Annotated in this window: 13 protein-coding genes; 4 read left to right on the top strand and 9 right to left on the bottom strand. The window is 72.2% G+C overall.

What is annotated here, in order from left to right; all coding sequences use genetic code 11:
• Positions 1-45: 45 nt before the first annotated feature.
• Complete coding sequence (pks13, locus tag CK206_RS09395; protein WP_096906238.1) at positions 46-5,115, top strand: polyketide synthase Pks13; 5,070 nt, start codon at positions 46-48, stop codon at positions 5,113-5,115.
• A 56-nt stretch (positions 5,116-5,171) separates the two neighbouring features.
• Positions 5,172-6,665, top strand: coding sequence for an acyl-CoA carboxylase subunit beta (locus tag CK206_RS09390; protein WP_063972324.1), 1,494 nt, complete (start codon positions 5,172-5,174; stop codon positions 6,663-6,665).
• Between the two features lie 410 nt (positions 6,666-7,075).
• On the opposite strand, the gene CK206_RS09385 is transcribed toward CK206_RS09390, so the two are convergent.
• The 6 genes from CK206_RS09385 to CK206_RS09360 all read right to left on the bottom strand — a co-directional run bounded on the left by CK206_RS09385 (position 7,076) and on the right by CK206_RS09360 (position 20,071).
• Positions 7,076-10,441, bottom strand: coding sequence for an arabinosyltransferase domain-containing protein (locus CK206_RS09385; protein ID WP_254050537.1), 3,366 nt, complete (start codon positions 10,439-10,441; stop codon positions 7,076-7,078).
• A 22-nt stretch (positions 10,442-10,463) separates the two neighbouring features.
• On the bottom strand, positions 10,464-13,841 hold the full coding sequence (locus CK206_RS09380) for an arabinosyltransferase domain-containing protein (RefSeq protein WP_096906237.1): 3,378 nt from the start codon (positions 13,839-13,841) through the stop codon (positions 10,464-10,466).
• Positions 13,842-13,908: 67 nt separating this feature from the next.
• Entirely contained in the window at positions 13,909-15,903 is a 1,995-nt protein-coding gene (locus tag CK206_RS09375; RefSeq protein WP_096906236.1) for a galactan 5-O-arabinofuranosyltransferase, read from the bottom strand.
• Positions 15,904-15,905: 2 nt separating this feature from the next.
• Positions 15,906-16,667, bottom strand: coding sequence for a decaprenylphospho-beta-D-erythro-pentofuranosid-2-ulose 2-reductase (locus CK206_RS09370; protein WP_067714791.1), 762 nt, complete (start codon positions 16,665-16,667; stop codon positions 15,906-15,908).
• Positions 16,668-17,131: 464 nt separating this feature from the next.
• Positions 17,132-18,580: an FAD-binding oxidoreductase gene (locus CK206_RS09365; RefSeq protein ID WP_067714788.1), complete on the bottom strand. Its 1,449-nt coding sequence runs from the start codon at positions 18,578-18,580 to the stop codon at positions 17,132-17,134.
• Between the two features lie 96 nt (positions 18,581-18,676).
• Entirely contained in the window at positions 18,677-20,071 is a 1,395-nt protein-coding gene (locus CK206_RS09360; protein WP_096906235.1) for a lipase family protein, read from the bottom strand.
• Positions 20,072-20,174: 103 nt separating this feature from the next.
• Here CK206_RS09360 and CK206_RS09355 point away from each other — a divergent pair, with 103 nt between their 5' ends.
• Entirely contained in the window at positions 20,175-20,945 is a 771-nt protein-coding gene (locus CK206_RS09355) for an ABC transporter permease (protein ID WP_227022103.1), read from the top strand.
• An 83-nt stretch (positions 20,946-21,028) separates the two neighbouring features.
• Here the strand turns inward: CK206_RS09355 and CK206_RS09350 are convergent, their stop codons facing one another.
• On the bottom strand, positions 21,029-21,211 hold the full coding sequence (locus tag CK206_RS09350) for a hypothetical protein (RefSeq protein WP_067714780.1): 183 nt from the start codon (positions 21,209-21,211) through the stop codon (positions 21,029-21,031).
• Between the two features lie 407 nt (positions 21,212-21,618).
• Between CK206_RS09350 and CK206_RS19565 the strand changes: the two genes are divergently transcribed.
• Positions 21,619-22,380: a DUF2202 domain-containing protein gene (locus CK206_RS19565; RefSeq protein WP_143337719.1), complete on the top strand. Its 762-nt coding sequence runs from the start codon at positions 21,619-21,621 to the stop codon at positions 22,378-22,380.
• Here the strand turns inward: CK206_RS19565 and CK206_RS09335 are convergent.
• Positions 22,334-23,446, bottom strand: a complete 1,113-nt coding sequence (locus CK206_RS09335) for a cell wall metabolism sensor histidine kinase WalK (protein WP_067714774.1) — start codon at positions 23,444-23,446, stop codon at positions 22,334-22,336. The genes CK206_RS19565 and CK206_RS09335 overlap by 47 nt on opposite strands.
• Positions 23,443-24,171 carry a response regulator transcription factor gene (locus CK206_RS09330; RefSeq protein WP_067714771.1) on the bottom strand — a complete coding sequence of 243 codons (729 nt, stop codon included), beginning with the start codon at positions 24,169-24,171 and terminating at the stop codon, positions 23,443-23,445. The genes CK206_RS09335 and CK206_RS09330 overlap by 4 nt, the downstream gene beginning before the upstream one ends.
• Positions 24,172-24,193: the final 22 nt, after the last annotated feature.

The raw sequence follows: 24,193 nt of genomic DNA, 5'->3' as shown, positions 1-24,193 counted from the left end.
GACGGGACACACCGGACGACACCCGAGGAAAGGCGAGCCAGGACGATGGCACAGAGCGAGATGACGGTAGTAGAGCTCCGCGAATGGATGCGGGGCTGGGTCTGCCGGGCCACCGGGCTCGACATCTCCAAGGTCACCGACGACCGCTCGCTGGAGGAATACGGCCTGTCGTCCCGCGACGCGGTGTCCCTGTCCGCCGATCTCGAGGACCTCATCGGTCGACCACTCGACGCGACCGTCGCCTACCAGCACCCCACCATCGCCTCGCTGGCCGAGTACGTCGTCAACGGACCGGTCGAATCCGAGGCGCCCACCGATTTCCACACGTTCCGTGACCGCGGCGCGGGCATGGAGTTCGACGTGGCCGTGATCGGGTTCGCCATCCGCTTCCCCGGCGGCGCCGACACCCCGGAGGCGACCTGGGAGCTACTCGCCTCCGGTCGGGACGCCACCACCCCCCGCCCGGCGACCCGCTGGTCCGAGTGGTCCGGCGACGCCTACGTCCAGCAGGTGCTGTCCGAGGCGCCCGATCGTGGCGGCTGGCTCGACGACGCCGAGGTCCGCGACTTCGACGCCGAGTTCTTCGGCATGAGCCCCCGCGAGGCCGAGATGGTCGACCCGCAGCAGCGGCTCGCACTCGAGCTCACCTGGGAGGCCCTGGAGAACGCCCACCTGCCGGCCAGTGACCTCAAGGGCCACGAGGTCGGCGTCTTCATGGGATCGTCCTCCAGCGACTACCAGGTGTTCCTCACCTCGGACTCCGCTGCGGCCTCCCCGTACGCGGTCACCGGCGCCTCCAACTCGATCATCTCGAACCGGGTCTCGTACACGTTCGACTTCCGCGGCCCGTCCATGACGCTGGACACCGCCTGCTCGACGTCCCTGGTGGCGATCCACGAGGCCGTCAACTCGCTGCGACTGCACGAATCGGACCTGGTCGTCGCCGGCGGTGTCAACATGATGCTCGCGCCCGCCGCGACCATGGGCTTCGCCAAGACCGGTGCCGCGCTCAGCCCCGACGGGCGGATCAAGGCGTTCTCGTCCGATGCCAACGGTATCTGCCGGTCGGAGGGCGGGGGAGTGTTCATCCTGAAGCGCCTGTCGGAGGCCGAACGGGACGGCAACGACATCCTCGCCGTCATCAAGGGGTCCGCCGTGAACTCCGACGGTCGCTCCAACGGTATGACCGCACCCAACCCCGACGCCCAGGTCGCCGTCCTGCGCCAGGCCTACGCCGACGCGGGCGTCGACCCGCGCGAGGTCGACTACATCGAGGCGCACGGCACCGGCACCATCCTCGGGGACCCCATCGAGGCCACCGCCCTGGGCCAGGTGCTCGGCCGCGGCCGCGAGGCCGACCGCCCCACGCTGCTCGGCTCGGCCAAGACCAACTTCGGCCACATGGAGTCGGCCGCGGGCGCCGCCGGCCTCGCCAAGATCATCCTCGGGATGACCAACGACGCCCTGCCGCCGACGATCAACTTCGCGGGCCCCAACCCGTACATCGACTTCGACGCCGCGCGACTGAGCGTGGTCACGGAGACCACCGGGTGGCCGCGCTACAGCGGGCGCGCCCTGGCCGGCATCTCCGGGTTCGGGTTCGGTGGCACCAACGCGCACGTCGTGGTGGCCGAGTACCAGCCGGCGCCGGTGCGCGCGTCGGAGGAGACCACGGTCGACGAGGACTCCGTCTCCGACGTCCGGGCCGGCGAGGTCGCCACCCCTGACGCCCCTGCCGCCGAAGCCCAGGCCCCCGAGGCCCCGGCCGCCGCGACCCCGGCCGCCGCGGACGACATCGCACGCTGCGTGGCCGAGGCCGTGGAGCGCAACGCCGACGAGCTGGCCACCACCGGCACCTCCGTGCCCGGCGCCCCCGCGACCGTGCTCGTCGTCTCCGGTTCCCTGCCGTCGCGCCGCAAGTCCACGGCCGGTCAGATCGCGGACTGGCTCGAGGCGCAGGACGACTCGGTCGACCTGGGTGCCGTCGCCCGCACCCTCGCCACCCGCAACCACGGTCGCTCCCGCGGCGCCGTCGTGGGCCACACCCGCGACGAGCTCGTGGCGGGCCTGCGCGCGCTGGCCGCCGGCGACCCCGGGCCGGGCGTGTTCAGCGCCGACGCCCCCGCCGGCACCGGCGACGTGTGGGTGTTCTCCGGCTTCGGGTCCCAGCACCGCAAGATGGCCAAGGAGCTGTACCTGTCCAACCCGCTGTTCGCCTCGTGCCTGGACGCGGTGGACGAGCTCATCGACTTCGAGGCCGGCTACCGGATCGCGGAGTTGATCCTCGATGACTCCCAGACGTACGAGCTGGAGAACTCCCAGGTCGGGATCTTCGCCATCCAGGTGGCACTGGTCGACACCCTGCGCGCGCTCGGGGCCAGGCCCGAGGCCGTGATCGGGCATTCGATGGGCGAGGTGGCCGCCGCGTACGCGACCGGAGGCCTCGGCCTCGAGGACGCCGTCCGCGTGATCTGCGTGCGCTCGCGTCTCATGGGCGACGCCGAGGGGCAGGTCTCGGAGGAGGAGGCCGGCGCGATGGCGCTGGTCGAGTACTCGGCCGAGGAGATCGCGCAGATCATCGCCGACAACCCGCAGTTCGCCTCCATCGAGCCCGCCGTCTACGCCGCGCCCACCCACACCACGGTCGGCGGCCGTGCCAAGCCCGTCGCCGACTTCGTCGCGTGGGTCGAGGAGCAGGGCAAGTTCGCCCGCCAGCTGCAGGTCCGCGGCGCCGGGCACACCTCGGACGTCGACATGCTCCTGGGCGAGCTGGCCGCGGAGATCGCGGGTCTCGAGCCGCGCGAGCTCACCTCCGGCCTGTTCTCCTCGGTCGATCGCGAGACCTTCTACCGCGCCGGTCACGAGCCGGTCCACGCGGAGGAGTACTGGGTCAAGGGCATGCGGCACTCCGTGTGGTTCACCCACGCCGTGCGCAAGGCCGTCGAGGCCGGGTACGTCACGTTCCTCGAGCTCGCGCCCAACCCGGTGGCGGCGATGTCGGTGGCCGCGACCTGCTTCGACGCGGGGCTCATGGAGCCGAACCTCCTCCACACGCTCAAGCGCAAGGAGTCCGAGGCCGACACGCTCCTGCACGCCGTCGCGCAGCTGTACGTGCACGGTCACACCATCGACGTGCCCAGCGTCGTGGAGATGATCCACGGCTACGTCACGGGCCCCGGCCGGTACGCGCCGGTGCCGGGGACTGCGTGGAAGCGCCGCACCCTGTGGCCCAAGGTCACCGCCGGGGGCGGGTCGGGCGAGGGCCGGATGCCGGGCTCGCACGTCGCGCTGCCCGACGGTCGACACGCGTGGCAGGTCCGTGCCGAGGTGGTGCCCAGCGTCGACGCGCTGATGACCGCCGCCGCGGCGTCGGTGCTCGAGGGTGCGACCCTCACCGCCGTGAACCGGCCCGGCGTGCTGCCGGCCGCCGGTTCCGTGACCACCACCATGACCCCGCACCCGGGTGGCGCGTCGGTGCAGGTCCACGCCCGCGCCGGCGACGCCACCGCGGCGTTCGTGTTGGTCGCCGAGTGCGCCGTGACCGGCGGCGCCCCCATCGCCCCGGACTCCGCGCCCGAGCAGCACTACGTGTCGAGTGAGTCCGACGCGCCGGTGGTCGACGACGAGGACGACGGCGACGAGGTCGACACCCGCTGGAACCCCGACTCCGGCGAAGCGATCGGTGACCGCCTGGCCCGGATCATCGGCTCCTCGATGGGATACAGCCCCGACGACCTGCCGAGGGAGCTCCCGCTGCTCGATCTCGGCCTGGATTCGCTCATGGCGGTGCGGATCAAGAACCGTGTCGAGCACGAGTTCGCCATCCCGCCGCTCGAGTTGCAGGCGATGCGCGACGCGTCGCTCGACGATGTCGCGGACATGGTGCGGTTCGCCGTCGAGAACCCGGACCGGGTCGGCGACCTGGCGGCCCAGCAGGCCCGCGGTGAGGGCGCCGTCGACGTGGCCGCGCTACGCGGTGACGCGCCGGCGTCCGAGGAGGGCTCCGGCGGCGATGACGCCTCGGTCGCCATCGCGCCGCGCGATGACACCGAGCGCATGGCGTTCGGTGCGTGGGCCGTGGTCACCGGCGCCGCGGCACCCGGCGTCACGGGCACGCTGCCCCCGGTCGACGAGCCGACCCGGGTCGCTCTCGCCGAGCGGCTCTCGGCCCGCTCGGGCGGCGAGATCACCGCCGCGCAGGTCGCCGGTGCCACGACGATCGCCGAGGTCGCGGACCTGCTCCGGCCGTTCACCGAGGTCGCGGTGGAGGGCAACATTCGCGTGCTGGCCGAGGGGTCGACCGAGGCCACCCCGCTGTTCCTCTTCCACGCCGCCGGCGGGTCGTCGTTCGTCTACGAGCCGCTGGTCGACCGACTCGGCGTGGACACCCCGGTGTACGGCGTCGAGCGCGTCGAGGGGCCGCTGGAGGAGCGGGCCGCGAGCTACCTGGACCGCATCCGCGAGATCGCGGCCGGCCGTCCGCTCGCCGTGGGGGGCTGGTCCTTCGGCGGCGCGCTGGCCGTGGAGGTGGCCCGGCAACTGCGGGCCGCTGGCGACGAGGTCGCGCTGGTGGTCCTGCTGGACACCGTGCAGCCGTCGGAGCCGATCCCCGACACCCTCGACGAGACCGAGGCCCGGTGGCGTCGGTACTCGGAGTTCGCCAAGCGCACCTACGGGTTGGACGTGGAGGTCCCGCGGGACTTCCTGGCCGAGCACGGTGAGGACGGCGTGTTGGATATGCTTCTCGGGGCACTGGGTGCCGAGGCCAACGCCATGGGCGGCGGTGTCATCGAACACCAGCGGGCCAGCTTCGTCGACAACCGGATCCTGCAGAGCGCGGACCTGTCCACCTGGGCCGGTGTCGGCGCCGAGGTGCCGTTCGTGCTGTACCGCGCGGAGCGGATGCACGACGGGGCGATCGAGCTCGAGCCCCGCTACGCACACATCGACCCGGACGGCGGCTGGGCCCGCATCGTCGGCGACCTGGAGGTCGTCCAGCTCGACGGGGACCACCTCGCGATGGTCGACGAACCGGTGGTCGGTACCGTCGGTAAGCATCTGGCGCGTCGGCTCACCGAGCTCGACGCGGGCGTACGGAAGGGGACAGACGCGTGACGGCCAAGACGACCGCGGAGAAGCTCGCTGAACTGCGGGTCAAGACCGAGCAGGCCATGGATCCGGGCAGCGAACGGGCCAAGGCCCGCCGCGACGCCGCGGGTCAGACGCCTCCCCGCCAGCGGATCGCCGAACTCCTCGACGCGGGCAGCTTCGTGGAGATGGGCCAGCTCGCCAAGGCGCCCGGTAGCCCGGACAACCCGTTCGGTGACGGCGTGGTCACCGGCCGCGGCACCATCGACGGCCGCCCGGTGGCCGTGTACGCGCACGACAACACGGTGTTCGGCGGGTCCGTCGGCGAGGGCTTCGGCAAGAAGGTCTGCGCCATCATGGACTTCGCGATCAAGGTCGGGTGCCCCATCATCGGCATCAACGATTCCGGTGGCGCGCGAGTCCAGGACGCCGTGACCTCGCTGGCCTACTACTCCGAGATCTCCCGGCGGCAGTATCCGGCCTCCGGGTACGTGCCCCAGATCTCGATCATGCTGGGCAAGTGCGCGGGCGGCGCCGTCTACGCCCCCGCGACCACCGACTTCGTGATCGCGGTCCAGGACCAGGCGTACATGTTCGTCACCGGGCCCGACGTGATCCGGCAGGTCACCGGCGAGGACGTCACCATGGACGAGCTCGGCTCGGCCCTGCAGCAGGCCAAGAACGGCAACGTCAACCACGTCGCCGTGAGCGAGCAAGACGCCTTCATGTACGTGCGTAACCTGCTGAGCTACCTGCCGTCGTCGGCCAGCGAGAAGGCCCCGCGGATCAACCCGGGACTCGAGCCGGAGACCACGGAGTCGGACCTGCAGCTCGACACGATCATCCCGGACTCGGACAACGCCGCGTACGACATGCACGACGTGCTGATCCGGATGTTCGACGACGGCGAGTTCATGGAGACGTCGGGGCAGTTCGCCTCCAACATCATCACGGGCTTCGCGCGCGTCGACGGTGAGCCGGTGGGCGTGATCGCCAACCAGCCCCTCCACCTGTCCGGCGCACTCGACATCGACGCCTCGGAGAAGGCGACCCGGCACATGATGCTGTGCGACGCCTACTCGATCCCGCTGGTCTTCGTGGTGGACACCCCCGGCTACCTCCCGGGTGTGGAGCAGGAGAAGCTGGGCATCATCCACCGTGGCGCCAAGATGGGCTTCGCGGTGGCGGCGACGTCGGTGCCCAAGGTGACCTTCGTGGTGCGCAAGGCCTACGGCGGGGCCTACGCGGTGATGGGCTCCAAGAACCTCGGTGGCGACCTCAACTTCGCGTGGCCGACCGCTCGCATCGCGGTGATGGGCGCCGAGGGCGCGGTCGATCTGCTGCAGCGCCGTCAGATCGAGGAGGCGGGTCCCGAGGAGGGGCCGAAGCTCCGCAAGCAGCTCATCGACATGTACAACGAGTTCATCGCGACGCCGTACACGGCCGCCGAGCGGGGTTACATCGACGCGGTGATCGAGCCCTCGCACACGCGGCTGGTGTTGCGTAGTGCGCTCGAGCAGCTCCGGGACAAGACGCGGGTCGAGCTGCCGCGCAAGCACGCCATCTTCCCGCTGTGAGCTGACGGCAGGCTCCGCGAGACTCGCGCTATCCGACGGGCGGCCCACCGACGAGGGGGCCGCCCGTCCCGCATATCTCGGCCCCGCAGCCGCTCCTCAACCTGGCGTCTCGCTCCCGCTTCTGCCTGCGTTGGCCGCAGCCGCTCCTCAACTTGGCGTCTCGCTCCCGCTTCTGCCTGCGTTGGCCGCAGCCGCTCCTCAACTTGGCGTCTCGCCGTCACCGCGGTGCGTGCGAGACGCCATGTCGGCGGGCGGCTGTGCTGGCGACGAGGGCTCAGGCCGGGGCCGCCCGGAACGTCCGAGGGCCCGCCGGTGGCTGCTGCCTCCGGCGGGCCCTCATCGGACCGGCGGGCCCCTCATCGGACCGGCGGGCCCTCGTCAGGCCGGCGCGGCCCCGCGCGCTGAGCGGGTCACTCGGGGTCGGTCACGAAGATCGGCCCCTCGGGCTGCCACCAGCCCCAGCGCGTCTCGGTGCCGGTGGTCACCTCGGCAGGGGTCGGCGGCTCCTCCTGGTACGTGCCCAGCGGGGAGTAGGCCTCGATCGAACCCCAGTCACGGTTCCAGTCGTGGCGCAGGTACGACGGGATCGTCCGGGCACGCTGGGCGGTCTCGATCCACCCGAGCGGCCCACCGGCCTCGTAGGACATCCACGTACTGGTGGCGCTCACGGCGAGCGGACGGTCGGGCAGGATCCGGAACTCCGGCAACTCCGCCACACCCGCGTAGTGCTCGAACGGCCGCTGGCACGGGAACTGCAGGCTCACCGCCCAGTCGAGCAGGACGGGCGACTCCGACCCGACCATCTCCTGGACCGTCACGAGCTCGGGTGCGCGCGGCGGGGTGATGGCGGTCCACTGTTCGGGGGTGAGGTCGTTGTCGTCGACCCGGACCCGCATGACATCGGCGTCGGCGGGGGCGTCCTGCATGTCCACCCGCAGGTTGCGCCACGTCGGCGCGGGACCGATGTCGAACGGCACCACCGGCTCGCCCACCGTGTCGACCCCGGCGTCGCCGGACCGGCCGAACTCGACCACGACCTCCTGGCCGTACTCGTAGAGCCCGTCGGCGTCGTAGCGGCCGATCCGGCCGGCCGCCGAGATCACCAGGAGCGGGTGGGACTCGCGGTTCTCGGGCAGGCGGTACCAGCCGGTCTCCAGGCTCGCCTCCCGCTGCGGGCCCACGAAGAACGACCCGAGCACCGGGGTCGTGGCGGGGTCGAGCCCGAACGGCAGGGCCACCGTGGACTCGTTCACGCCCTCCGCCCCGCGGCCGCCGGCCGTGCCGGCGCTCTCCCCGGTGCTGACCGACGGGCCGCCGCCGGGCTCGGAGGTGGTGTTGGCGGCGCCGGGGTCGGCCACCACCGCGTCGGCCGACAGGTCCGGGGCGACACCGTCCGGGGTGAACGCGGTGTTCTCCCCGGCCTCGATGGCGGCGGCCCGGTCCCGCGGGTCGATCGACCCGTCGGGCAGGGGGGTGGCGTCGAGCGGGTCCAGCATGCCGGCGTTCGCGTCGGGCTCGACCAGGACGCGGTCGGCGAGCATGCAGGGGTTGCCGGCGAGCGCGGACACGTTCCCGGCGGCGATGGTGTAGGCCGGGTACTGCTTGTGGATCCCCTTGGCGAACGAGGCGAACGAGAAGACCACCAGCAGTCCCGCGACCACCGCGATGGGGGCGGCGGCGAAGGTCCGCACCCGGCGACGACCCGCCGAGGTGCGGGGCGCGTGCTCACCGATGTAGTCACGACGGAGGTGCTGCCAGCCGGCGTAGGCGAACGTGAGCACGGCCAGGGCGAGCAGCACAGTGGCGGCGTCGATGCCGCGGACGCTGGGTGCCTTGTCCCACCACGGGATGCCGTAACTGGAGACGTACCACCAACCGTTGGGGCCCGCGAAGGCGAGCGCGACCACCACGAGGATGACGCCCAGGAACAACGTGCGGTTGCGGGCCGTCCGGACGGCGGACGCGGAGATCGCGAGGGCGCCCAACGCGGCGATCGCCCCGCCGATGCCGGCGTACACACCGAAGTGGTGGGTCCACTTGGTGGGCGAGAACATCATGAAGAAGGCGGTGCCCACGACCACGCCGACCAGGCGCCAGACCGGTCCCGAGGCTGCGCCGGGCACCTTGCCGCGGCGCAGCATGGTGCCGATCACCAGCGCCAGGCACAGCAGCACGAGCAGGACCGGCAGGCGGCGGGCGAGGGACCCGTCCACCGTGGGGATCATCAGGTAGTAGTAGCGGACGAATTCCTCGAACCAGTTGAGGTTGGGGCCGATCTCGCCGCGGACGCGGATGGCCTCGAGGACGGCGGCGAGGTTCTGGACGCCGAAGACGACGATGAGCACCATGGTGCCGGAGGCCAGCACCGGGGCGATCAGGGCGAGGTACGAGCCGATCCGGCGGCCGCGCACGACCACGGTGCGGACGACCGCCCGCAGCCCCATGATGAGGGCGGCGACGGCCATGAGGCCGGTGGGGCCGGTGGCCAGTGAGAACGAGGCGATGATCACCGCGATCGCGAACGGGAGCATCCGGCGCGTGGCTATCGCCCGTTCGACGGAGACCCAGGTGAGCAGGGCCCCCAGCGCGATGACGGGCTCGGGCCGCAGGCCGTTGTTGAACGCCATCCAGAACGCGAGGAACACGGCGGCGGCGCTCCAGAGCACCACCGGGGTGGTGCGGGCGGCCCGGCCGAGGCGTGGCAGGACCTCGCGGCTGATGACCAGCCAGCAGAGGATGGCCGCGACGAGCGCGGGCAGGCGCATCCACGGGCTGGCGGTGGAGACCTGTGCGAACAGCGTGAGCAGGTCGTAGTAGGGGGAGCCGAAGGGCGACTCGGGGACCCCGTACCAGCGGTAGTAGTTGGCCATGTACCCGGCCGGGTCGGCGGCGCGGGCCATCGTGAGGATGTAGCCGTCGTCGGAGGTGTTGCCGCCGATGAAGTGCCAGATGCCGAGTGTGCCGATCACGACGACGTCGGGCGGCCGGATCTTGAACCAGCCGCGAGGCAGGAAGCGGCGGGCGCGCCGGCCGTCGGTCTGGTCGAGTGCGTGCAGGGCCCACAGGGCGACCGCGGTGGCCAGCAGGCCGATCACGATGGCGGCCCACTTGAGGGCGGTGGGGTCGGTAGTGAACCGGGAGTCGACCTCCACGGTGGCGCCGAGACCGTCGGGCACGGCTGTGTCCGAGGGCAGGTCGGTGTAGACGCCCACCACCATCGGGCGCAGGTCCTCGGCGTCCACCCTGCGGGTGGCCGCGGGATCGTCCATCCCCTCGAACGCCGCCTCCACGTAAGTGGGGGCCGCGACGACGCTGAGCCGTGTGCAGTCGCCGGCCTCCACGCGGTCTCGCGGTGCGGAGACGATCACCCGGTTGCGCGAGATCACGTCGACCGTCTCGGCGGAGGCGCGCACGAACAGTGCGCGGTCGCCGGCCTCCTCGCCGCCGGCGGGCGCGGTGGCCAGCAGGATGCCCCCGTCCTCCGGGAGATCCGCGACCAGGGTGCACGGTGCGGAGGCGGTGAACCGCTGCGGCGAGTGCGCCATGAGCGGGGCGGTGACCGAGTCGACGGACCCGTTCTGCGGCCACTGCACGGTCGAGGTCGTCTGCTCGACCGGCAGGAACGGCAGGGAGAGGAAGCACAGGGTCCCCAGGAGCCCGCTGACTATCGAGATGAGACGGAGTCGCTTGACGCGGGAGTCGGCGGCGACCGAGCCGGCCACCGGGCCGGTGGCCGGGGCGGTTTCCGGGGACGGGGCCGGCGAGGAGTCTGACACGACGACCGATTCTAGGCGACGATCACTTCATCGGACCCGGCGTGGTCCAGCCCCACCGCAACTCGCTGCCGCGGACCAGTTCGGCCGGACTCGCCTGCGGGTCCAGAGGTTCGAACCGCTGGAGCGAACCCCAGTCCCTCGACCAGTCGTGGTCGAGGTAGGTGGGGACCGTGATCGCCTCGACCGTCTGGGTGGTCCACAGCAGGGGTCCGCCGCCGCCGGCGCTCTGCCACCAGTTCGCGGCGGAGGAGGATTCCCGGTCGGCGAGGATGCGGTATCGGGGGATCTCCGCCACGCCACCGTTGTGCACGAACGGCCGCTGGCACGGGAACGCCAGTGCCACCACCCAGTCGACGAGCACCGGGTCGGTGTGGCCGACGACCTCGTCGAGGGTGCGCAGGCGCGGGTTCCGTGGTGGGGTCACAGCGAGCCACTGGCCGGGATCGAGGTTGCCGTCGGCGGCGACCACGCGGACGACCTCGGCCTCGGCGGGGATCGACTCGAGCGGGATGCGCAGGTTGCGCCAGGCGGGGGCCGGCCCGATGTCGATGGGGGACATGGACCCCATGACCTCGAAATCGGTGGGTCCGGCGGGGCCGACCCGGCCGGGGCGTCCGTACTCGATCCGCAGGTCGCCGCTCCCGATCCGGCCGGCGGCGGCCATGACGAGTAGCGGCCGGTTGGGGCTGCGGGCGGGCAGTTGGTACCAGGCGCTGGTGAGTTCGGCGGCGACCTGCGGCCCGCGCCGGTACGAGCCGAGGACGGGAGTGGTGTCCGGGTCGAGGCCGAAGGGCAGGGCCACGGTGGAGCCGTTGACGGTCACGGCGCCGCGGCCACCGGTGGTGCCGGCGTCCACGCCGTCGCCGGGGTCGCGCTCACCGGTCTCGGACGTCGCCAGGGAGCCGGAGGCCTCGGTGCTGTCGACGGTGATGGAGTCCGGCAGACCGTTGGGGGCGAAGCCGTTGACCACGCCGGCCCCGAGGGAGATCTCCGGCCCGGCCCCGATGGCGCCGAGCAGGCCGTCGTTGGAGTCCTCCTCGACCAGCACCGAGTCGGCCAGTGCGCAGGGTTCGCCGGCCAGGGCGCGCATGTTGCCGCGCCCGACCGTGTAGGCCGGGGTCTGGGCGAACACGGCGATGACCGCGGAGGACAGTTCGAAGATCACCACGGAGAACGCGACGACCGTCAGCGGGGCGCCGCCGATCCCGGCGCGCCGGCGCGGGCGGGCCGTGTCCCCGGAGCCGCCGTCCCGCCGTCGCGACGCGGGGGTGTCGGCGTGCGTGCGCAGGAAGGGCACCGCCTGTCTGATGCGGACGCGGAGGGCGGCGCCGGGGTCGTCGGGCAGGATCCCGGAGTGGATGAGCCCGGCGATGAGCAGGCACACGAAGCCGCCGACGAACGCGACGTACTGGATCTGCACCCCGCCGATGGCGGGGAAGGAGTCCGAGAAGGGGATGCCGTAGTCGGAGACGTACCACCAGGTGTTGTCGGTGGCGGTGGAGAGTCCGACGACGAGGCACAGCGCCGCCCACACCAGCCAGCGGTTCCGGCTCAGCGACACCGTCGAGGAGCGCAGCGCGATCACGGCCAGCACCGCCAGGGCTCCGGCCAGTCCGGCGAACACCCCGAAGTGGTGGGTCCATTTGGTGGGCGTGAACACGAGGAACAGCAACGATCCCGCGATCACGCCGATCAGCCGGCGGGACGGCCCCGCGGCGGCGCCGGGGATCCGCCCACGCCGCAGCATCACGGCCGAGACGAGCACGAGGCACATGAGCATGAGCAGGACGGGGAAGCGCCGGGCGACCCCGCCGTCGGCGGAGACCCCGAACAGTGCCTCCCAGCGTTCCTTCTCCCCGTACCAGGGCAGACTCGGACCGAGCTCGGTGCGGATGCGGGTGGCCTCGAGGACCGCGGCCAGGGTCTGGTCGGCGAACACGGTGTAGAGCAGTGCGAGGCCCACCGCCAGCACGGGTCCGAGGATCGCCGCCCATCCGACCACCTGCGCGCGGCGGCGCACCATGCGGACGAACTCGCGTGCGCCGGCGGCCAGCGCCGCCACGCACATCAGCCCGGTCGGGCCGGCACCGAGGGAGAACGCGGCCACACCGATCGCCGCGACGCCCGGCACGAGGCGGCGGGTGGCGATGGACCGCTCCACCAGCGACCAGGTGAGCAGGGCGCCCAGCGCGATCACGGGCTCGGGCCGCAGCCCGTTGTTGAACGCCATCCAGAACGCGAGGAACAGGGCGGCCCCCGTCCAGCGCGGTCCGCGCCAGGTGCGGGCGAGTCTGCCCAACCGGGGGACGACCTCCCGGCTGATGATGAGCCACGACAGGATTCCGCACACCAGGGTGGGCAGGCGCATCCACGGACTGGCCGTGGACACCTCGGCGAACACCCGCAGGATCTCGTAGTACCACCCCACCGGGGACTCGGGGGAGCCGAGCCAGCGGTAGTAGTTGGCCATGTATCCGCTGGGCCCGGCGGAGCGGGCCATGGTCAGCAGGTAGCCGTCGTCGGAGGTGTTGGCGCCCACGAGGTGCCAGAAACCCAGGACGCCGATCACCACGCCGTCGACCCCGGACAGTCGCGACCAGGACCGGGGCACGAACCGTCGACCCGAGCGGCCGTCGATGCCGTCGAGGCGGTGCAGGAACACCACGGACGCGAGGGTGGCAAGGACGCCGATCACCATCAGCACCAGCTTGAGCAGCGTGGGGCTGGACGAGTAGCGGGAGTCGACGGTCACCTCCACCGTCGACTCACCGAGCCCGTCGGGTGCGGTTGCGGCCGTGAGGTCGGTGAAGACGCCGGTGACCTGCGGCCGCATGCTTCCGGGCACGGCGGCGCGCACGGCGTCGTCGGCGTCGTCGGGGTCCCGTTCGAGGCCGGTGAACTCGGCGGTGAGGATCCCGGTCTCGGCGCGCACGTGCAGCGTCTCGCACGCGGGGTCGCGCAGGGTCGACAACGGCACGGACAGCAGCGTGATGTTGCGGACCGCGACCTCGATGACGGGATCGCCCGCGGCGTCCCGGACGCGTTGGACGACCAGCCCGTCGGAGATCCGCCCGGGGGCGTCCTGCGGGAGGGTGGAGAACACGATCGTGTTCTCCGGCACCTGTGCCAGCGGCGCGCAGGGGGCGGTGATCGTCAGGTCGAGCGGCCGCCCGGAGACCAGGGGCGCGGTGACCGGGGCGTAGTCGGGCCCGGCCGTCCACTGCACACGGGTGGTGTCCTGGTCGACGGGCAGTATCCCGGCGAGGACGGCGAGGAACGCACCGAGGAACCCGGTGATGATCGCCCACCGGCGGTGGCGGTCCATTCCGGGGTAGGGGTGCAGTCCGAGGGGACGCTCACGGTCGGTGTCGCGCACCTCGTCGTCGTCACCCCCTGGCACGGTCCCTGCTCCCGGGTCGTCACCGGACCCGCGGCCGTCACCCGCTCCCCGCGTCGTCACCACGTGATCACCGCACCACGATCACGGCGAACGGGCCCACGTCGTGGACCTCGAAGTGGGGGCCCTCGACGGCCTCGGCGGGGATGGTGACGCCGAACCGTCGCACGTTGGGGTCGTTGGGGTAGGTGTCCTCGGCCAGGCGCAGTGCGTATCCGTCGCCCGACCGGCGGGTGACGATCGCGTCGGGGCCGCGCCACGGGGTCTGGTCCATCATGGCGTGCAGCTCGGCGCCGCTGGTGGCGTCCTCCCACCGGAGCATGGCCTCGTTGCGGTCGGCGTACCGCCCCAGGGGGTTGGCGTAGTGGGAGGTTACGGCCTGGTAGGCCAGGTACGGGTGGTAGGCGAGGAAGGCATCGGCGGTGCTGACGACGACGAGGTCGGTCCGCCTCCGGCCGGGGAACGCCTCCCGGATGGTCTCGTCGACCTCGGCGTAGTGGGACTCGGGCCCGGGCGGGTAGCGGTCCGCCCGCTCTCCGTGACCGTCGGTGTCGGTGTAGGCCAGCCGGATCTCCTCGTGCAGGTGATCGGGGATGCCCTGAGCGTGGGCGAGTGCGGCCAGTGAGGCCAGGACCCCCACCACCGCGGTGGCCCGGCGACGCCGGTCGGCCGCCTCCGCAGCGGGCCGGTCGGTGCCGTTCTGGCGCCCGGCGAGGCGCACGGCGAGGCCGGCGACATCGGTGATCGCGAAGACGCCCGCCACCACGAGCAGACCGATGAGCACCGGTTCGAGGCGGAAACCGAGCATGGTGGTGCCCAGGACGGTGATCGCCATCGAGGCCAGGCACCACAGGTAGACGGCCACCACGCCCAGGCCCAGCGCCTGAGCGCGGCGCGAGGTCCACGCTCGGGCGACGATCCAGACCAGACCGGCCAGACACACCCAGCCCGTGAGGCCGCCGGCGGTCATGGGCAGCGGCAGGCGGGCGCCGGCGTCGGGCAGGTAGTGCATCGCCGTCCCGGAGTCGGCCGGGGTTCCGCGCAGGGCGGCGAGCAGATAGGGCGCCCACACGATGAGCGCGATCGCGATGGAGCCGAACCCGATCGCCGCGAGCCGGACCGCGGGCAGCCAGAGCGGGAGGGGTTCACGGGCGGGATGTGCCCCGTCGGCGCGGTCGGTCCCACGGTCCTCCGCACGGTCGGCGCGGCGGCCGGCGAACACGGCGGTGACGGTCGCGACCAGCGCCATGAGTACGACGGTGCCCGCCGCCAGACCCGTGTAGAGCGTGTACATGCTGGCCGAGACGCCCAGGAACAGGGTGGTGGTCAGGGCCGCACCGCGACCGGCGTGCCGCGCCGTGGGGTTGACGGCGTGCCACGCGAGGATGAGCACAGGCGGGAGGAACAGCGCCACGATCGCGCCGTAGGGCTCGGGGCTGCCGTAGGCGAGCATGATCGAGGTCGACGCCAGTCCCACCGCCGCCCCGAGGTCGGTGCGCAACAGGCGGGTCCACAGCACGGTGACCAGCGCGGCGGCGATCGCGAGCGAGAGGATGGACCACGGCTTGTACGCCGCCCAGCCCTCGAGGCCGGCGAGGTTGGCGAACCGCCCGCCCAGCCAGAACCAGCCGGACGGATAGAACGAGGGCAGGTCGGCGTACGCCATGTCGGGCAGTCCGAGCGAGGTCGCCGAGCGACCGAGGAACTGGGTGCGGAACTCCTGGTCCACGCTCACGCCGTGCAGGTACAACCGCGATGCGGCGAGCGGGATCCCCAGTGTGGCGGCGACCAGCAACGCGGAGCCGGTGGGGGCCGCGAGCTTACCCAGACGGACCAGCGCGGACCGACCGCCCGGCTGCTCGCCGGCGCGTACGGACAGTATCCCCAGCACCACCAGCGCGATGGCGGCGACCTGACCGACGACCGTCAGCGCCCGCAGGACGTTGGAGTTGCCGTAGGCGGGGAAGGAGACGAGGGAGAACCCGGCGAGGACGACCGCGGTGACGACGGCGGCCAGCAGCGTCGCCGCGCCGGCCAGGCCGAGCCCCCGGAGCGCCACCGGCATCCCTAGAAGGGGAGCTTGCGGAAGATGGGGCGGGGGACGTGCGTGAGCACGGCCATGACCCCGCCGAACGCGGCAGGTGCGAAGACCGCGCCCTTACCGGCTCCGGCGTTCTTCACCGCGATGCGGGCGACCTCGTCCTTGTTGATGGTCAGCGGCGCCTCCTTGACGTGCGCCGACATGCGCGTGCGGACCTGGCCGGGCCGGATGACCAGGACGTCCACCCCGTGCTCGGCCAGCGCGTACCCGAGGCCGGTGTAGAAGGAGTCCAGCCCCGCCTTGGTGGAGCCGTAGACGAAGTTGGAGCGGCGGGCACGGAGACCCGCGGCCGAACTCATGGCGATGATCCGGCCGTAACCCTGCGACTTCATCCGTTCGGCGAGCAACACGCCCACCGAGACCGCGCCGGTGTAGTTGATCTGGGCGATCTGGACGGCCTTGCGCTGGTCGGACCAGAGTTCCTCGTTCTCACCCAGCAGGCCGAACGCGACGATCGCCACGTCCACGTCCCCGCCGGCGAAGATCTGCTCGAACGCGGCCGGGTGGGACTCGGTCGCGGCGGCGTCGAAGTCGACCACCTCCACCGCGCTCGCACCGGCGGCGGTCATCTCCGCGCGCGCGTCGTCGACCCCCGGGTCTCCGGGCAGGCAGGCGAGGATCACGCGCATCGGGCCCTGCTGGAGGTACTCGGCGCAGATGGCCAGGCCGATCTCGGAGGTACCACCGAGGAGGAGCAGGGTCTGGGGGACGCCGACGGCATTGATCATGGGCAGGAGTCTACCGAGGGGGTCCGACGCTGCTGCGCCCCTCACGGGTGGCGGGTGGATCGGGACGGGCGCGAGGCGGTGTGCGCCGCTGCGCGGTGGCCCGGTCCGGCCGGCCCCCGGCCGCCCGGATCAGATGAATCGAGGTCGTCCGGGCCCGGCTCGGCGCGGTGCGCGTGGCCGTGGGCGTACCGAGGTGGGTGACGGGGCCGGTCTGCTCGGGGACCGTTCCCACACCGCCGAGGGCGGGGTGGTCACGATCAGGGCGACTGCGGCGACAGCGGCGCGGAGGATCATGGCGGGCTCCATTTCGGACGCGTCGGTAGACGCTCGTGGTCCGAGGACATCCTCCAGTGTGACGCCGGGCCGGGGTCGTGTGTAGCCCCCGCCGGCGGTCCCCCGGCGGAGGCGCGTCGCGGCCGTGGAGCCGGGCGGCGGCGGCGGGGAGGCCCCGCCCCGGTCGACCGTCAGATCAGCTCGAGGCGACGCCCCATGTCGGAGACGAACACGCCGTTCGGGTCGATCCCCCGGCGGGTGGCGATCCACGAATCGATCCGAGGGTACATCGCGTGGAAGCGCTCGGCCGGGACGCGGGAGTCCTTGGCCGTGTACAGGCGGCCGCCCATCGACATGACCTTGGCGTCGAGTTCGTTGACGAACGTGTTGAGCCGGCTGTTGATCGGGAAGTCCACGCAGACGTTCCATCCCTCCATGGGGAAGGACAGCGGCGCCTGGTTTCCCGGGCCGAAGAGCTTGAAGACGTTGAGAAACGAGTAGTGCCCCGAGCGCTGGATGTCGCCGATGATCTCCTTGAAGCCCTCGACCTCGCCGGGCGGGACGATGAACTGGTACTGCAGGAATCCCTTGGACCCGTAGGCCCGGTTCCACTCGGAGAACAGGTCGAGCATGTGGTAGAACGCCGGCAGCGTCTTGATCTGGTTCCGGGACGTGACCCCGAGCCGGTAGTACACCTCGCCGATGGGGCCGAAGGTGTACTTGTTCGCGAGCCCGTTGGGGAAAATGTCCGGGAAGGTGATGAGCGGCTTGGCGTCCATCGCCAGGGGGTTCTTCGCCAGCTTGGGCGCGTATTCCTCGAGTTCGGCGAGGGTGGCCAGCGACCCGCGGGACACGGCTGCCCGGCCGAGCTTCGGCGGCGCGCTGATCGCGTCGAACCAGGCCGAGGAGTAGGTGTACTTCGACTCGGAACCGTCGGTGTGCAGGGCGATCGTCTCGTCGAGCGACCCGGTCTGATCGGAATCGGCCAGGAAGAAGGCGGTCTCGGTGCGGGTCATGGCGATCCACACCTTGAGGATCACGCCGGTCAGGCCGTTGCCGCCGACCGTGGCCCAGAACAGGGTGCCCTCCGGGTCGTCGGCGGTACCGCTCGGCTCCAGGGTCAGCACCCGGCCGTCGGCGACGAGCAGTTCCATGCGGGTGACGTGGTTGCCGAAGGACCCGGCCGAATGGTGGTTCTTACCGTGGATGTCATGACCGATCGCGCCGCCGACCGTGACCTGCCGGGTGCCCGGGAGCACCGGAACCCACAGGCCGAACGGCAGGGCCGCGCGCATGAGCTGGTCGAGGTTCACGCCCGCGTCCACCACGGCCAGCGCCTTCTCGGCGTTGAGCTCGTGGATGCGGTTGAAGTGGCTCATGTCCAGCACGAGACCGCCGGAGTTCTGGGCGCTGTCGCCGTAGGAGCGACCGAGCCCGCGGGCCACCACGCCGCGGTGCAGGTGGGCGGGGCTCGACGCGTTGGCGTCGTTGACCGCCGCCACGGCTGCCGATATCTCCTCCACGGACCGTGGGGTGAGCACGTGGCTCATCGCGGGAGAGGTGCGCCCCCAGCCGGTGAGGCGCTTGAGTTCGGTGTCCAGGGCGGACTGGGCCGGGGAGGAGTTCTGGGCGGTGCTCACAGGGTCGAGGGTACCGCTCAGCGGCTCCCGACCCACCCCTCGACGGCCCCGGCGTGACGTCCGCAACGCCCCCGGCGCGCCCGACCGCTGGTGACGCTATCGGCAGCCGGTGGTGAACGGGACCCCGCGGGCGCGGTCGTCGACCCAGTCGAGCGCCGGGCCCACCGCGGTGTAGGCGGCCAGGATGTGCTCGCCCGGAACGGGCGTGTACTCGACGTCGGCACCGGCCGCGCACCACTCGTCGGCCAGCTGCCGGGCCGTCCATTCGGGGACGAACGGGTCTCCGGGACCCCGCGACGAGCCCGGGCCGGGCCCGATCGGCGCGGCGGCGTCCCCGTGCCACACCTGCACCGGGCCGGTCGGCACCTCGCGCGGGTCCGCGCCGTGGGCCGGGTCGGCGGTGCCCAGCCGGTTGCGGGCGAGCACCTCTGACACGGTCGGGTCAGTCCGCGGGTCGGTGGTAATCAGCGTCGCCAGCGGGACGGGGAACAGCCCCGACGCGGTGTTGGCGGCGGCACACGAGTCGCGGAGCCCGTGGGCGGCGACGTCCCCGGCGTCGCTGAGCAGTGTGTACAGCTCGGGGTACTCGCGCGCGATCCCCAGTACCGCTGCTCGGTAGAGCCCGGAGGCGAGGTTGCCGTCCATCGTGTCGAACAGTTCCGAGTAGTCGGCGGGGACACCGCCCACGGACGACCCCACGAGCACACCGGTCAACTCGGGCGCGTAGACGGGCTGCAGCTGGGCGGCCCAGCCGGTGGCGATACCGCCGCCGGAGTAACCGACCTGGACGACCCGCGAGTCGACGAACATCGGGCCGCTCTCACCGGGTGGGACGAAGGCGCGGGCCGCTCGGATCCCGTCGAGGACCGCCCGGCCGTTGGCCCGTCCGGCCGCGTACGCGGCCTTGGGTCCCTGGAAGTCGGTCACGACCAGCCCGTACCCGCGGTCGGCGAGGATCTGCAGGAACGGTGGCATCTCGAGGTTCAGCTCGTGCGGCAGCGTGTGCGACGGCATGCACGTCAGGCCGAGGGAATCGATGGTGACGTTGAACGACACGAGCGGTCGCGGACCCGGCCCTGTCCAGGGGGTGGCCGGCTCGATGATGGTGGAGACGATCTGCTGCGGCCGGTCGTGCGAGTCGAGACTCTGGACCAGCACCTGCCAGCCGCGGCCGAAGTTGCGGACGTTGTGCGGCGGGATCGTCACCGGCCTCGTGTCGAGGATCGTCCCGGGGGCCGTGGCGGGATCGACCTCGGGCGGTGCGGAGTACCAGGGATCCGGTGACGGGCTGGGCAGATATCGCTCCGGCGTGCGCTCGTGCGGGGGTGCCGGTCGGAACGCCGCCAGCGGATCGGGCGGTGCCGCGGGCGAGGACCCGGGCGCCGGTGCCGGCATCGCGGCGGTGGACGGGACCCCGGCCACCGCGCAGGCCAGGGACACGATTGCCGCGGCGACTGCGCGGGCGGGACGGAGGGGACGCCGCGACCTCATGCGCGTACGGTATCGCGCGCCTCGGACATGGCCACCGGGCGGTCGGCACATCGACCTCGCCGGACCCTCCCGGTCGGGGCGGGTCGGTCGTAGGCTCTCCCACGTGGGGTCGACGATGATCGAGATCGGGCCGGCGTTGGCGGTGGCCGTCGTCCTGTTCGTGGTTATCGGCGCGACGGCGGCGTGGCTGGGCGGCACGGGGCAGGAGTGGGAGATCCCGTGGACGTCGATCCGCGCGGCCGTCCAGCTCGTGGCGCTCTCGCTGATCATCGGGTACGTGGCCGACCGGCCGTGGCTGGTGGCGGCATTCGCGGTGGTGATGGCGTCCGTCGCCTCGTGGGCCGCGGCCCGGAGGCTGGCGCAGCGCAGCGCGCCTCAGGCTGGTGCGGCGCGGGTGACCGTGCGTGATGCGCTGTGGTGCGCGGTGGCGGTGGCTCTGCCGGCGGCGGTGATCGTCCTGGGGTTGCTCGCGGCCGGGGTGGTCCGCCCCAACGGATTGTCGGTCATCCCGGTGGTGGGGATCTTCCTGGGCAACGCCATGGCGGTGGCGGGCCTGTCCGGCCGCCGCGCGCACGACGAACTCGCCACCCGTCACGGTGAGGTGGAGGCCGCGCTGTCGCTCGGCTTCACGGACATCCCCGCGCGGATGATGGTGTGCCGCGAGGCGGCGGCGACTTCCCTGCAGCCCTCGCTGGACCAGACGCGCACCATCGGGTTGGTCACGATCCCCGGGGCGTTCGTCGGGATGGTGCTCGGCGGTGCCCGTCCGTGGGAGGCCGGGGTGATGCAACTGTTCGTCTCGACCGGGATCCTCGCGTGTGGCGCGATAGCCCTGGTGGTGACCACCCGTCTCGTGGCCGCCGACCGGTTGTAGCCGGGAGACGCCTCGCGCACGACGCCCGACTGTCGGCCGGACGGTGGGCGCCGCGCGCGAGTAGCGGTGCGGTGGGCTCGCGCTCAGGCGGAGCCGCGGGTGGCCGGCGTCGACAGGACGACGCGGCCGGTGGGCGTGTACGACGGCGAGACCGGGCGACGGTTCGGAGTCCGCAGCGGCGATGACGGCGGGATGGCCCGGCCGGTCGGCGTGTACGAGAACGCGGTCGGCGCGTTGTTCATGGCGGGATTTCGGTACTGCGACATGGGGATTCCTCCTGGTCGGGAAGCGAGCTGCACAGCCGCCACGTCCACTGGTGACGAGACGACGAGCCGTGCTCGGATGCGTTGGGTGGAGGCGACGACGGCTACCCGGGAATGGCGCGGACCTGGTGGTGAGGGCGCCGGGTGAGATGGGGTGGCCGGAACGGATCGCTCCCGCGGAATCGAACGCAGTCGGCGGATGTGCCGTTTCCGGTTCGACCAGAAGCGGGCTTGTGTGCCCGCAGTGGAGAAAGAATTGCACGTCGCAGACCTGATCGCAAGGGGGGTGACGATCTTCACGTGATCCTCACGGAGACCCCTCGGGTGCTTCACGCGGAGGCGGTGGAATCGAGGTGTCGGACGAACCGACACACGAGGCCCCACCCGCGGGGCAGGACGAGGTGAGGATCATGATGGCGAACTCGAACAGGACGATCCGTCGCTCGATGGGCGCGGTCGCGGCCGTCGGTGCGTTGGCGGTGGCGGGGGTCGGCGGATATGCGCTGGCCGGGTCCGACGGGCCCACGGAGGGCACCCGGGTCGCGACGGTGGCGACACAGGAACAGACCGGAGGGCCCCAGGGAGTCGGCGTGCCCGGGCAGGGCCGCCAGGGAGAGGGCCCGGGTAGGCAGGAGCACGGCCAGCACGGCCAGCACGGCCAGCACGGCCAGCACGGCCAGCGAGACCAGCGAGACCAGCCAGGCCAGCAGGGCCACGGGCTCGAGGTCCCCGCGCCCGCCGGTACGTTGTCGGCCGAGGAGGCCGAGACCCTGTCGATGATGCGCGAGGAGGAGCGGCTCGCCCACGACCTGTACGTGGCGTTGGGCGAGGCGTGGCCGGACCGCCGGTTCGACAACATCTCGGCTGCGGAAGCCCGGCACGGTGAGGCCACGGCGACCCTGCTCGCGAACCACGACCTGCCCGACCCGTCGGTCGGCTCCACCCCGGGAGTGTACGACTACCCGGAGCTCCAGGAGCTGTACGACGACTGGCTGGAGCGGGGCCTGACCTCGAAGTCCGAGGCGCTGGCGGTGGGCGCCGAGCTCGAGCGACGCGACATCGCCGATCTCGAGGCCGCGATGGCGGCCACCGAGCAACCCGATCTGGACGCGGTGTACGAGCACCTCAGGGACGGATCGGAGAAGCACCTGGCGGCGTTCGAGCGAGGCTGAACACGAAGGTGGACCCCTGGCCCGGGCCCCGGGAGGCGACTGTGAGGTCGCCCCCGTGGGCCCGGGCCAGTTGGCGTCCGATGGTCAGACCGAGGCCGGATCCGCCGGCGTGTCCGCCGGGCCCGCGATGGAACCGCTCGAAGACGCGCTCGGCCGAGTCGTCGTCCAGGCCGATGCCGGTGTCGGCGACGGTGATCTCCGCCCCGCCGGAGGTGCCGCTCACCGAGACCGTCACCCGGCCGCGCTCGGTGGCGGCCAGTGCGTTGACCACCAGGTTCTCGACGACCTGCGCCACGCGGTCCGGGTCGACCGTCAGGCGCACCTCGTCGTCGGGCAACTCCACCCGCAGGTCGACCTCCGTCGAGGCGAACCGGGGCCGGAGCCGCTCGACCGTGAGGCGCACCAGTTCGGCCAGGTCGGTGACCGTCGGCGCGAGGTCGAGGCGGCCCTCGGTGCCCCTGGACAGCGTCGACAGGTCCTCGGAGAGGCGCCGGAGCCGGGCGCTCTCGGCACGCACGTGACGCAACTCCTCCACGCCGAACACGCCGTCGGCGATGCCCTCCACGTACCCGTCGATCACGGTGAGCGGCGTGCGCATCTCGTGTGCGACTTCCGAGATGAGACGCATCCGGCGCGCCTCGGTCTGGTCGATCGTCCGGGCGAGCGTCGTCACGTCGTCGGCCAGGGCCGCGATCTCCCGCTCGGGGGGACGGGTGATGCGGCGGGTGTAGTCCCCGGCGGCTATCGCGGTGGTGGCGGCCCCCACCTCCGCCAGCGACCGGAGCATGCGGCTCCCCACGATCCCGGCGGCGAGGAGCGCGACCGCGACGCCGGCGACCGCCCCCCACACCGTGGCCGTGGTGACCGCGTCGGCGACGGTCGAGCGCAGACCCGGGCCGGCGCCGCGGTTTCCGACCCCACCGACCCCACCGGGACCGCCGGGCCGGAGCGAGTCGTCGAAGAGCATCGGAGCCGTCAGCCGGACCACCACCAGCACCACGATCACACCGACCACGGCCACCGAGAGGTGGGAGAGGAACAATCGCCCGCGCAGGGTCCGGATCATCGCGCACCCCCGTGACCCGCCGGCCGGAGGACCTTGTAGCCCGCGCCCCGCACGGTGGCCACGAAGCGGGGTGCCGCCGGATCGTCCCCGAGGGCCCGCCGTAACCCGCGCACGTGGACGTCGACCACCCGCTCGTCCCCGAAGTACCCGTCCTGCCACACCGCGTCGAGGAGCTGTCGGCGGCTGAACACCTGCCCCGGGGCGGCCGTCATGGTGGCCAGCAGATCGAACTCGATCGGGGTGAGCGGGACCGCCGATCCGTCGACGGCGACCTCGCGCGCCCCGACGTCCACGGTCAGCGCACCGACGGTGAGCGGCGGCGTGGCGACCACCACCGGACCCGTCTCGCGTGCCCGGCGCAGGACGGCGCGGACGCGGGCCGTGACCTCGCGGGGGCTGAAGGGTTTGACCACGTAGTCGTCGGCCCCGGCCTCGAGGCCGATCAGCCGGTCGACCTCCTCGGCGCGGGCGGTCACGAGGATCACGTACACCGGTGACACCGCCCGCAGGTCGCGCAGCAGGTCGAGGCCGTTCCCGTCGGGCAGTCCGATGTCGAGCAGGACGAGGTCTGCGGCGCCCACCAGCTCCCGGGCCTGGGCCGCGGTACCGGCCTCGTCGACGGCGAAACCGTCCGCCTCCAGATACCCGCGCAGGACACGGCGGATGTGGGGTTCGTCGTCCACCACCAGGACGCGGCGGCGGGCGGCGGGGTCGGGGGAGTTCACGCCTCCAGTGTCCCCCTCGGCA

It is taken from the genome of Dietzia sp. WMMA184 (genome assembly GCF_002441635.1).
In the GTDB taxonomy this organism is placed as follows: Bacteria; Actinomycetota; Actinomycetes; order Mycobacteriales; family Mycobacteriaceae; genus Dietzia; species Dietzia kunjamensis.
The sequence above is the reverse complement of the archived record's forward strand: the minus strand, read 5'-3'. Positions and strand labels throughout refer to the sequence as shown.